Source organism: Peptoniphilus sp. HCN-40583, from assembly GCF_037892835.1.
Taxonomy (GTDB): Bacteria; Bacillota; Clostridia; order Tissierellales; family Peptoniphilaceae; genus Aedoeadaptatus; species Aedoeadaptatus rachelemmaiella.
Genome location: NZ_JBBKBU010000013.1, coordinates 1 through 12,209, shown reverse-complemented (window position 1 = coordinate 12,209; position 12,209 = coordinate 1). Strand labels below are relative to the sequence as shown.

Genomic DNA, 12,209 nt, shown 5'->3' with positions numbered 1-12,209 from the left:
GTGTTATGACCGATACATGTATTCGTGCAATGAATGAAAAGGGAACCATTAAGGTGAGTGTGGCTACGGCCACGGCCATGGTGGAGACCGCCCGCATCACCCATCAAACCTCGGCCACGGCCACGGCGGCCCTGGGACGAAGCTTGATTGCCGGGCTACTCTTGCGAAATAAATTAAAAGGCAAAGAGGAGTCCATGACCATGATTGTCGACGGCGCGGGACCCCTCGGGAAAATCGTCGTCACCGGCAGAAACAACGGTCAAATCAAAGGCTATGTGGATCATCCCCAAGCGGATCTTCCCAGCCGCGAATCCGACGGCAAGCTGGATGTAGGCGCCGCCGTAGGCTTACCCGGCACCTTGACCGTGACCATGGATTTGGGGATGCGGGAGCCTTACACGGGAAAAGTCGCCCTGGTTAGCGGCGAAATCGGCGAAGATGTGGCTCAATATTTGTATCAATCGGAGCAGATTCCCTCGGCCGTCGGCCTCGGCGTCGCCGTGGATACGGACTTAAGCGTGAAACACGCCGGCGGTTTCATCATCGAAATCATGCCCGGTGCCGACAGCGAGGACATCGATCATCTGGAAAAAACATTAAAGGGCGTCAAGTCCGTGACGGAACTTTTGGCCCAAGGGCTTGATACACAGGGGCTTTTGCACGCCCTCTTGCCTGGCTACGATTTGAAAATTTTAAGCGAGGCGCCCATCGCCTATGTTTGCGAATGCTCCAAGGAGAAAGTGGCGGAGTCCATTGCCGCTTTGCCTGATTTCGAGATCCGCGAAATGATCGAAGAAGACAAGGGCTGCGAAGCCACTTGCCATTTCTGCAATCGCCGGTACCAATTCGATGAATCGGAGCTTACGGCCATGCTTTCGGCCCACGAGGACGAGGCGTAGATTCCTTTCTACCCCTCTAAAAATTTCTTGACAGATCCGTAAAGTTTCTGTAAGATAGAAAAAGGTTGTCGCTGATAACCTTGCCCAGATAGCTCAGTCGGTAGAGCAGCAGACTGAAAATCTGCGTGTCGCTGGTTCGATTCCGGCTCTGGGCACCATTTGCGGAAGTGGCTCAGTGGTAGAGCATCGCCTTGCCAAGGCGAGGGTCGCGAGTTCGAATCTCGTCTTCCGCTCCAAGCTCGGTTTATACCGGGCTTTTTTCTTGCTAAAATACATGACGAGGAGGCCACTCAATGAAAATCATCAGAATCCTTTTGCCGCTGATATTAATCGGTGTGCTAGCCGTTTATGCCGTTCATCGAGCAAAAAAGATGGAGGATACGGAGGATGGGAGCGAAGAGAAGAAAGCCGAGGATCATATGGCCGAGGGCATGGCCATGGGCATGGGTCTCGGTACGGCAGTGGGAATCGCCTGGGGCGTGGAAAACTTGGCCATCGGAACCTCCATCGGCATGTTGTTAGGCATGATCATCGGGATGAATACAAAGGGTAAATAGCATTTAAGCCCGGACTATTTGCTTGCGCACCTGTTTCAGCAGGTGCTATTTTTTTATGTCTGAACGAAAGCGTGGCGTCGAAAGAAGGAAAAAAGGGCATAAAAAAACCGCCGAGATCACTCGACGGTTTGGAGGCGACACCCGGACTTGAACCGGGGATAAGGGTGTTGCAGACCCGCGCCTTACCACTTGGCTATGTCGCCTTACGCATTGACTATGTAAGTATAACATAGAGATAAAATATAAGCAAGATGGATTTTTTTGGCTCAGAAATTACCGTCTAAAGCCTTATGGACCAATATTCTGTGGTATAATGAACCATTAGATCAGAGCACATACCGAAGGGAGTACTTATGAAAGAGTTACTTAAAAAATTGGAATCCGGCGCATTGTCTGCCATTGACGGCGCCAAAACCATGGATGATTTGGAAAAAATTCGCTTGCAATACCTTGGTAAGAAAGGTGAATTAACTCAAATTTTAAAGGGCTTAGGTAAGTTGTCTAAGGAAGAACGCCCCGTCGTCGGTAGTTTTGCCAACGAGGTACGGGAAAAAGTTCAAGAAAAGCTTGAAGAAAAAATCGTCAACCTCAAAGAAAGCGTCTACGAGGCGCGTATGGAAGAAGAGTATTTGGACGTGACCTTGGATGCGGGCAAACTCCGCGTCGGCCACCGCCATCCCCTATTAAAGACGAAAGAGGAATTGGAAGATCTTTTCGTTGAAATGGGCTTTACCGTTGTGGACGGGCCGGAGATCGAAAGCGTGGAAAACAACTTCGACGCCTTGAACTCGCCGAAAAACCACCCCTCCAGAGACAAGAGCGATACCTTCTATATTGACGACAAGACCTTGCTTCGTACCCACACCTCGCCCATGCAAATCCGCGCCATGAAAGAATACGGCGCGCCCCTTCGCATCGTGAGCAGCGGCCGCGTCTTCCGCTTTGACGACGTGGACGACACCCACTCGCCCATGTTCCATCAATTCGAGGGACTGGTCGTGGATAAAGGCGTGAGCTTGGCCAATTTAATCGATACATTAAATGTTTTCGTCAAAGAAATGTTCGGCGACGATATGCAAATCAGATACCGCCCCCACAACTTCCCCTTTACGGAACCTTCCACGGAAGTTGACGTTACTTGCCTCGTTTGCCACGGGGAAGGCTGCCCCGCCTGCAATCACACGGGCTGGAGCATGGAACTTTTGGGCGCCGGCGTCGTTCACCCCAATGTCCTCAGAAACTGCGGCATCGACCCGGACGTGTACAGCGGCTTTGCCTTCGGCATGGGCATCGACCGCATCGCCATGGTAAAATACGGCATTACGGACATTCGCCTCATGTTTGAAAACGACGACCGCTTCTTGTCCCAATTCTAGGAGGTACTGAAGGATGTTATTACCCAAATCTTGGCTTGAAAAATACGTTGAACTTCCCGGCGACACGCGGAGCATGTGCGATGAAATCACCGCCACGGGCAATCACGTGGAATCCATTATCGATCGCAGCAAAGGGCTCGGAGGCGTCGTCGTAGGAAAGATTTTAAAAATCGAACCCCATCCCAATGCAGACAAATTGGTGGTCTGCCAAATCGATGTCGGCGGCGAAGTAAAACAAATCTTAACGGCGGCAAAAAACGTCTTTGAAGGCGCCGTTGTGCCTGTCGCTTTAGATGGCGCCACCCTAGTCGGCGGCATGAAGATTAAAAAGACGGAAATGCGCGGCCTGCCCAGCGAAGGCATGATGTGTTCTTTGGAAGAAGTGGGCATGGATACCTCCGTCATCCCCAAGGATTCGCGGGACGAGATTCATATTTTGCCTGCGGATGTGCCCCTTGGCAGCGACTATGTAAAATTGCTGGAGCTGGACAAGGAAGTCATCGAGCTTGAAATCACGCCGAATCGCCCGGACTGCTTAAGCGTGCGCGGCATGGCCGTTGAAACGGCGGCTTCCACCAACAGCGCGTTAAAGGAAAAGACCATCACTGTCACGGAAAACAGCGATGTAGCCATGAAAGATGCCTTTAACGGCCTCAATGTGGAAACGGAAAATGCGCCCCGCTTCTATCTCCGTATGCTCACCGATGTTGAGATCAAACCGTCGCCGCAATGGATGCAAAACGACTTAATGGCCGCCGGCGTGCGCCCTATTAACAATATCGTCGACTTAACCAACTACGTCATGTTGGAATACGGTCAACCCCTCCATGCCTACGATCTGGACCATTTAAAAGGCAAAGAAATCCACGTTCGCATGGCAAAGGACAAGGAAAAGATGCACACCTTAGACGGCAACGAACACATTTTATGTGAAGACGACATCGTCATCGCCGACAAGGAAGGCATTATCGGTCTCGCCGGCGTTATGGGCGGCGACATTTCCGGTGTCAGCGAAACGACGGCCATGGTCGTGTTAGAAGGCGCCAATTTCGAAGCCGATCACATTCGCAAGACATCGAAACGCCAAGGCCTCCGCTCTGAAGCCTCCAGTCGTTTCGAAAAGGGCCTGGACCCGAATATGGCTAAAGAAGCCGTGGATCGCGTCTGCGAACTGGCCGTTGAAATCGGCGCGGCAAAAGTAGCTAAGGGTTGCTTCGACCACTATCCGAAGGAAGTCGCTCCATGGACGGTGGATGCCAAGGTAAGCCGCATCAACGCCCTTTTGGGCACGGAGATTTCCGGCGAAGGCATGGTAAAAATTTTGGAATCTTTGTTGATTCCCACCACCCTCGACGGCGACGTGCTTCACGCAACGATCCCCACTTTCCGAGGCGATTTGCACATTTGGGAAGATTTAGCGGAAGAAGTGGGTCGGATTTACGGCTTCGGAAACATTACGCCCCTTCCTTTAAAGGGCACCTTGACCCGCGGGGGCAAGAGCCTGTTCCGCCGGGTACAAAAGCGTGCGGAAGACGTGCTTCTCGCCGCCGGCTTCGACGAATTTATGACCTACTCCTTCATGGGCCCCTCGGCTTTCGATCGGATTCAATTGGCGGCCGACGATCCCCTGAGAGAGGCTGTGAAAATCTCCAATCCCCTCGGCGAAGAGTATTCCATTATGCGGACCACCCTTCTCCCCAATATGTTGGATATTTTCGTAAAGAACATGAGCTACAAAAATCCCTCGGCCTACGGCTTTGAATTCGGCAATGTGTTCTCTGTCGACAAAGATGCCGACGGCCTGCCCAAGGAATACATGAAGCTCGCCATCGGCTTCTACGGCGAAGAAGATTTCTACTACCTGAAGAAAACCGTGGCCACGGTCTTAAAACGCCTCGGCATCGACGGGGTGCGCTTCGTTCAAGTTCAAGACTTCCCCCTGTTCCACAAGGGACGTCAAGCGGAAGTTTATATCGAAGACGAATGCATCGGCCGCTTCGGCTGCATTCATCCGAAGGCACAAGCGGATTTAGGAATGAAGCAAGCTGTTTATATGGCCGAATTGGATTTCTCGAAAATCGTAGAAAAAGCCAAAGACATTATCACCTACAAGCCCATCGCCCGCTTCCCCTCCATCGAACGGGACTTGGCCTTTATCGTAGATAAGAAACTTGCGGCACAAGATCTGCTTGACTATGTGGAAAAAGAAGGCGGCGAACTTTTGGAATCGGTGGCTGTCTTTGACGTTTACTTCGGCAAGGGCATCGAAGAAGGCAAGAAGAGCATTGCGCTGAAGCTTGCTTTCCGTCACGCCGACCGTACCTTAAAAGAATCGGAAATTGCCCACATTGTCGACGGCATTATTGAAGGAATTGAAGGACAGTTTAACGCCAAATTACGATCTGAATAAGAGGTGTAAGATGACAAAGACGCGCGTACAGGTTGAAATTGCAGGCATGACCTTTCACGTTATCGGCGAAGACGACGAGACATACGTCAAGGCGTTGGCGGATGAGGCCAACGAGCGCATCCGAGAAGTGGAAAGCCTTAACTACCGCTTAAACGACGTACAGGTTTATATTTTAAGTCTCTTAAATGCGTTGGATGAAAAGAACAAGCAGGCCCGGGCTCAAGAAGCCGCCGATGCCTTGGCGGGAGACGCCCAAGGGGTGAAGGAAAAGCTTGAAGAAATCGACGCGCTGAAAAAAAGTCTGAAAGAAAATTCCGATGCCCTGGCAGCAAAGGACAAGAAGCTTCAAGAATCGGACGCTCGCCTAAAATCGTTAGACGACGAAAAGAAAAGACTGGAGCGAGAAAAGGCGGCTTTAATCGAAGAAAAAGAATCCGCTGAAAAGCAATTAAGTGAACGGGACGAAAAGATTCGCGCCCTGGAAGAAAAGAACTACGAAACGCAAATGCGTCTTGTGGATCTGAATAAAGAAATTTACGTCTTGCGCGGTGACCATGAACAGGAATAATCTGGAACTGTTGGCACCGGCGGGCAATATGGCGTCTTTTTACGCGGCCATAAACAGCGGCGCCGATGCCGTCTATCTTGGAGGGAAGGAATTTTCCGCCAGAGCAAGTGCACAGAATTTCACGGCAGAGGAGATGGCGAAAGCTGTCTCCTATGCCCATGTCAGGGGTAAGCGCGTCTTCGTCACTTTAAACATTTTGCTTTCCGACGAGGAATGCGAGCGGGCCTTGAATTATGCGGCGGATCTCTATGAAATAGGCGTGGACGCCTTGATCGTACAGGACATCGGCTTTGCGGAGCTGGTCTTAAACTACTTGCCTGATTTTGAACTCCACGCCTCCACGCAAATGAGCGTCATGGATCTTGCAGGCGCCCGCTATTTGGAAAACATGGGTTTCAGCCGCGTGGTGGTGGGACGAGAAATCTCTGCCGATGAAATTCGCCGCATCAAAGAAGGCACGGACCTTGACATCGAAGCCTTTTGCCACGGCGCCCTTTGCGTCTCCATAAGCGGTCAATGCGAAATGAGCTCTTACATCGGCGCGAGAAGCGGCAATCGCGGCAACTGCGCCCAGCCATGCAGGAAACAGTACACCATCGAGGACGCTGAGGGAAATCCCGTATACGACAAGGGGTATGTCATTAGCCCCAGGGATTTAAATACCATCGCGTTTGTGGATCGACTGGCGGAAGCCGGCGTCTATTCCTTTAAACTGGAAGGACGCATGAAAAGCCCGGAATATGTGGCGGTGGTGACGAGCAATTACAACAAAGCCTTAGGCGGCGAGGATTTTAAAATCGAAGATATGGCCCAAATGTTTAACCGCTCCTACACCAAGGGAGTGGGTTTCGGCGACTTCGGCAACAGTTTTATTACCGAGTCCCGGCCCAATCACCGCGGCGTGAAAATCGGCGTGGTGGTAAACGGCGATGCTCAACAGGGCACCACGGTGGATTGGAAGCGAGAACCCGACGAGGGGGATCTCTTGGAATTTACCGTGGCGGGAGAAAAGAAGCGCCACACGTTTGCAGGCAAGGCGGAAGAGGCCCTGCACCTTCCCTTTGTGCCCGATGCGGGCACCACGGTGCTTCGCCTTTCGTCGGTGAAGCTCAACGAAGCCGCCGGGAGGGAAGCGGAAGAAATCGCCTACAACCGAGATATTGAAGGGCATTTCTACGCCCACATCGGCGAGTTGCCCCGTTTCACCTTAACGGGCGATCACCGGGCTGAGGCCGTAGGAGACGATCCCCTGGAGCGAGCCAAAAAAGCGAAGGTGAATAAGGATCATATTCGCGAAAACCTTGGAAAGTTCGACGGCTCCGTCTACGCATTAAAAGATGTGAAGCTGGACGTAGACGACGATGTCTTCCTGCCTATTTCGACGGTAAACGACCTGCGTAGGCGAGCCCTGGCCCTTTACGAGAAAAAAGACCGGCGGGTGCGTCCGAGTTTCACTTTTTTCGAAAGCTTTAGAAAAAAAGCCGTGGAAAATACCTTGCTCACCGTGGAGATCTCCGAGGAAGCGGCGATTTATGACTTGCCCTATGGCGTCATCAATCGCCTGGAGCTGTATTTTCTGCCGTCAAAAGAAGCCATGGACTTTTTAAAAGGCGTGGACGTGCCGGTTTACTACAGCTTTCCCTACGAAACGCCGGCAGGCTACGAGAAAATAAAAAACTTTTTCGATGGCGGCATCGTTCAAAATCTGGGGCAATTCGAAGAAGTGGCGGGCGTTGCCGTGGCAGGAGAAGGGCTCAATGTCTTTAACAGTTACAGCTTCCGCCACTTTCAGGAAGCTGAGAGCGTCATTCCGTCTTTCGAATGCAAAAGGCAGCAATTGGAAGCCCTTTATCGCCGCTTTGGCACCTGCGGCGAAATTTTATACTACGGCTACCCCCGCTCCATGACCATGCGCCATTGCCCTATGAGTTTGGTCAAAGGCTGCGGTGTAAACCGCCACTGCGACACTTGCGCCTTCAGGAAAAATTACAGGCTAAGAGACGAGCGCAACGCCGCCTTTTCCTTCCGCCGCATAGGCGACATGACGGAAATTTACAACAGCGTCCCCATTTACCTCGGCGACCGGGCGAAGTCCGTCATGGCCATGAATCCCTCGGCGCTGAAAATTCGCGGGCGCATCGGCGAGAACTTAAATAAAATCATTATGGAAGCGAGCCGGGTCATCGAAGGAAAGGCCGTGAAAAAACCCGTGGTCAGTGAATTTACCCGAGGCCATTTTAATCGCGGCATTATTTAATCGCGTAAGCATAGAGAAGAGGAGGAGGCATGGCGCCTAAAATCGAAGCCATTCTTGAATTTCACGACATTGTCGAACAATTAAAGAATCTCACCACGTCGAGCATCGGCAAGAAGCGTTGCGAAACCATGAAGTTTTCCGCCGATCCCGACCGCATCGAACAGAGGCAAGAGGAAACGCAAGAGGCGCTACGCCTCTTGGTGGAACGATCGGCCCCTCCCTTGTCCGGTGCTCGCCCCGTGGCGAAAAGCGCCCACTACGCTTCTCGCGGCGGCGTGCTCCATATTAGCGAGCTTCTGGAGATTGGCGATTCCCTTCGCGGGGTCTCCCGCATGCGCAAGTACATGGCCGTCGTGGACGAGTCTGTGGAAGATCCCTACCCCTCCATACGGGCCATGGTATCGGCCCTGTGGACTCAGGGTGATCTCAGGGAGCGCATCGAGGCCACCATCGAATCGGAAGATTCCATTTACGACGACGCCTCGCCGAAGTTGAAGACCATTCGCCGTAGCCTGGCGCGAAAAAAAGATCAGGTGCGGGATAAATTACAGGCCATCTTAAATTCGCAGGACCTACAGGAATCCTTGCAAGATTCCATCGTCACCATGCGGGAAGGCCGCTACGTGGTTCCCGTGCGCCACGACGCGAGAAGCAAAGTCAAGGGCTTGGTTCACGACATGAGCGCCTCGGGCCAAACGGTCTACATCGAGCCCATGGCCATTGTGGAGGCGAACAACGAGATCCGTCAGCTGGAGCTGGAAGAAAGGGAAGAGATTCAGCGTATTTTAGCGGAACTTTCCCAAGAAGTGGGTCAGTACCCGGAAGCCTTTGCGGAAAACGAGCGGCTCTTCGGTCAGCTGGATTTTATCTTTGCCAAGGCGAAATTGGCCTCGGATCAAAACGCCATTCGCCCGAAACTTTCTAAGTCTCGGGTCACGAAGCTCGTTAATGCCCGCCACCCCTTAATCGATCGCCACAAGGTGGTGCCATTGAATTTGGAATTAGGCGGAGAGAATCGGGGCCTCATCATTACCGGTCCCAACACCGGGGGCAAGACCGTAAGCTTGAAGACCTTGGGCCTCATGGTGCTCATGACCCAATACGGCCTGCACATTCCCGCGGATCCGGGGACCACCGTGGGCATTTACAGCGGCGTCTATGCCGACATCGGCGACGAGCAAAGCATCGAGCAGTCCCTCTCTACCTTCAGCGGCCACATGGTGCACATCGTGGATATTTTACAAATCGTCGATGAAAACAGCCTGGTTCTCTTCGATGAATTAGGTGCTGGTACCGACCCTACGGAAGGGGCGGCTTTGGCTTTGAGCATTATCGAACACCTAATGGCCAAGGGCGTGAGCTTTATGGCCACCACCCACTACACGCAGTTGAAGCTTTACGCCTTAACCCGGGAAGGCGTGCAAAATGCTTCCATGGAATTTGACGTGGAAACATTGACGCCTACCTATCGCCTCCACGTGGGCGTACCCGGCAAGAGTAATGCCTTTGAAATTTCTTCCCGCCTCGGGCTTCCGAAAGAAATCCTAGAGGGCGCCGAGGACTTTTTGGAAGGCGAAGACATTGCCTTTGAAGACGTGCTCACCACCCTGGAAGCGGAGCGGAGCCGCCTGGAAAAGCGTGAAGCGGAGTTGGTACAACTTACCGGCGAGTATAAGCGGGAAATGGCGGAGGCGAAGAAGACGGCGAATCGGCTGAATGCCGAGAAGGATCAGATTTTGCAGCGCGCGAGAGATGAAGCCCGCCGCATCGTAAAATCCGCTAAGGAAGATGCGGACCTCGCCGTCTCCGAAATACGGGATATTCGCGAGCAGCTGAGAAAAGAAGATGCCCAAACCCTGCAACAGGCTCAGGATCTATTGCGTGAAGGGGGAAAAAAGTACCGCGACAAAGACGAAGGCATCGTGCTGAAGCGGGCGGCCAAGCCGGCCAAGGCTCTGAAGCCGGGAGACGAAGTCTACGCGGAGTCCTTGGGTGTGTCCGCCACGGTGCTGGAAGGGCCCGACAACAAAGGCGATGTCCTGGTGCAGGCGGGTCTCATGAAAATGACCTTGCCTGCCGTGTCCTTGATTCGCAGCGAGCCCCGGGCCGTGACGGAGAAAAAAGTCAACGCGTCGAAAGTGCGGCAAAAGAAGCAAAAGCACGCCAAGGTAGAATTCGACATTCGCGGAAAAACCTTCGAAGAGGCGGAGCCCATTTTGGAAAAAGCGTTGGACGACGGGTATTTAGCTTCCCTTGACCGAATTCGAATTATTCACGGAAAGGGAACGGGGATGCTTCGCAAGAAAGTAAAAGAATACTTGCGCCACCATCCCTCGGTTAAAAAACAGGAAGATGCCGAGCCGGCAGAAGGCGGCAGTGGCGTGACCATTGCATACTTAAGATAGGAGAGACTATGATCGATTTTAAAGAACAAATTGCAGACGGGCTGGCTCGGGAAACGGGGCTGGAGAAAAACGAACTACTTTTAAAAATTGAAACGCCGCCGGACAAGAAGATGGGAGACTATGCTTTCCCTACCTTTACCCTGGCAAAGACCATGCGGAAAAACCCGGCCATCATCGCCCAAGAGCTGAAAGAAAAGCTTGAAGGCATGGAAGGCATCGCGGAAATTGCCGTTGCAGGCCCCTACTTAAACTTCTTTATCGACACGAAAACCCTGGCCGAACACGTGCTGAAAGCCGTGGTCGAAGAAGGGAATCGCTTTGGCGCATCGAATCTCGGTGAAGGCAAAACCGTCATCGTGGAATACTCTTCGCCAAACATCGCCAAGCCTTTCCATATCGGCCACATTCGCACAACCATTATCGGCGACGCCATTAAGCGCATTTACAAACATCTTGGCTATAAGGTCGAAGCCATTAACCACTTAGGGGACTACGGAACCCAATTCGGCATGATGATCGAAGCCTACAAACGTTGGGGCGACGACGAAGTCATCGAGAAAAATGCCATTCCCGAGCTGGTGAAACTTTACGTGCGCATCAATAAAGAAGCGGAAGAAGATAAGGAACTTCTGGACAATGCCAGAGAGTGGTTCAGAAAGCTGGAAAGCGGCGACGAAGAAGCCGTCTCCCTTTGGCAATGGTTCCGCGATCTGAGCTTAAAAGAATTCGAGCGAGTTTACGACATGATGGACGTGTCCTTCGATTCCTATCGCGGTGAATCCTATTACTCTGAATTAATGGTGAAAGCCGTAGACGAAATTAAGGAAAAGGGCCTTTTAGTGGAAGATCAAGGCGCACAGATTATTAATTTGGACAAATACAATTTGCCCCCGTCCATTATTATTAAAAGCGACGGCTCCACCATCTACCTGACTCGCGACATTGCCACGGCCATTTTCAGAAAAGAACACTACGACTTCTACAAAAACATTTACGTCGTAGGCAGCCAACAAAATCTCCATTTCCAACAACTCAAAGCCATACTAAAAGAAATGGGCTACGACTGGGCCGACGACTGCATCCACGTGCCCTTCGGCATGGTCTCTCTGCCGGAAGGCACCCTCTCCACCCGCAAGGGCAAGGTCGTCTATTTGGAAGATGTTCTAAACCGCGCCGTAGACAAAGTGGAAGATATTTTAAAAGAGCGTGAAGAAGCGAGCGGCAAGAAAATGGACAATCGCGACGAGCTGGCCCATCAAGTGGGTATCGGCGCCGTGAAATTCCAGGAGCTCTTTAATCAACGGATTAAAGACTATGTCTTCGACTGGGACCGCACCTTAAGCTTCGACGGCGAGACGGGCCCCTACGTTCAATACACCCACGCCCGCATGAACTCGCTTCTGGAAAAAGGCGGCTTCGACGTAAATGCGCCCGTCGATGCATCCCTGCTCAACACAAAAGAAGAAAAGGAACTCTTGCAAAAACTTTATGGCTTCAACCAAGTGATTGTCGACAGCCACGAAAAGTACGAACCCTATTTCGTGACCCGCTACATTACGGACTGTGCGAAAATTTTCAATAAATACTACACCAATACGCCCATTCTCGTCGAGGACGACGCACTGAAACAGGCTCGCCTGCTTTTGGTATACGGCGTCAAAAACATGATCCGCATCGGTTTGGATCTCTTGGGCATCGAAGCCCCGGACAAAATGTAAGAAAGAGGCGAAAGCCTCT

The 12,209-nt window shown here is 52.0% G+C and carries 8 protein-coding genes and 3 tRNA genes; 10 read left to right on the top strand and 1 reads right to left on the bottom strand.

Going from position 1 to position 12,209, the window contains the following annotated elements:
* Nucleotides 1-5: 5 nt before the first annotated feature.
* The 4 genes from hslO (at nt 6) to WKT05_RS05305 (ending at nt 1,456) form a co-directional block, all read left to right on the top strand.
* Entirely contained in the window at nt 6-899 is an 894-nt protein-coding gene (gene hslO, locus WKT05_RS05320; RefSeq protein WP_340413217.1) for an Hsp33 family molecular chaperone HslO, read from the top strand.
* A gap of 82 nt (nt 900-981) precedes the next feature.
* Nucleotides 982-1,057: transfer RNA gene (locus tag WKT05_RS05315), tRNA-Phe, on the top strand.
* Nucleotides 1,058-1,060: 3 nt separating this feature from the next.
* A tRNA-Gly gene (locus tag WKT05_RS05310) sits at nt 1,061-1,135 on the top strand.
* A gap of 57 nt (nt 1,136-1,192) precedes the next feature.
* Entirely contained in the window at nt 1,193-1,456 is a 264-nt protein-coding gene (locus tag WKT05_RS05305; RefSeq protein WP_340413216.1) for a DUF2700 domain-containing protein, read from the top strand.
* Between the two features lie 129 nt (nt 1,457-1,585).
* Here the strand turns inward: WKT05_RS05305 and WKT05_RS05300 are convergent.
* A tRNA-Cys gene (locus tag WKT05_RS05300) sits at nt 1,586-1,659 on the bottom strand.
* A gap of 150 nt (nt 1,660-1,809) precedes the next feature.
* Here WKT05_RS05300 and pheS point away from each other — a divergent pair.
* From pheS to argS, 6 genes are read left to right on the top strand one after another with little or no spacing between them, the layout of a single operon-like run.
* Nucleotides 1,810-2,832, top strand: coding sequence for a phenylalanine--tRNA ligase subunit alpha (gene pheS, locus WKT05_RS05295; protein WP_340413215.1), 1,023 nt, complete (start codon nt 1,810-1,812; stop codon nt 2,830-2,832).
* A 13-nt stretch (nt 2,833-2,845) separates the two neighbouring features.
* The gene (gene pheT / locus WKT05_RS05290) at nt 2,846-5,242 is read left to right on the top strand and encodes a phenylalanine--tRNA ligase subunit beta (protein ID WP_340413214.1); all 2,397 of its coding nucleotides are present in this window, start codon (nt 2,846-2,848) and stop codon (nt 5,240-5,242) included.
* A gap of 10 nt (nt 5,243-5,252) precedes the next feature.
* On the top strand, nt 5,253-5,810 hold the full coding sequence (locus tag WKT05_RS05285; protein WP_215508808.1) for a hypothetical protein: 558 nt from the start codon (nt 5,253-5,255) through the stop codon (nt 5,808-5,810).
* A complete protein-coding gene (locus tag WKT05_RS05280) occupies nt 5,797-8,067 on the top strand; it encodes a peptidase U32 family protein (RefSeq protein WP_340413213.1) in 2,271 nt (756 codons plus the stop codon). The genes WKT05_RS05285 and WKT05_RS05280 overlap by 14 nt, the downstream gene beginning before the upstream one ends.
* Before the next feature lie 29 nt (nt 8,068-8,096).
* Nucleotides 8,097-10,472 carry an endonuclease MutS2 gene (locus WKT05_RS05275; protein WP_340413212.1) on the top strand — a complete coding sequence of 792 codons (2,376 nt, stop codon included), beginning with the start codon at nt 8,097-8,099 and terminating at the stop codon, nt 10,470-10,472.
* Between the two features lie 8 nt (nt 10,473-10,480).
* Nucleotides 10,481-12,190, top strand: coding sequence for an arginine--tRNA ligase (argS, locus tag WKT05_RS05270; protein WP_340413211.1), 1,710 nt, complete (start codon nt 10,481-10,483; stop codon nt 12,188-12,190).
* Nucleotides 12,191-12,209 lie beyond the last annotated feature (19 nt).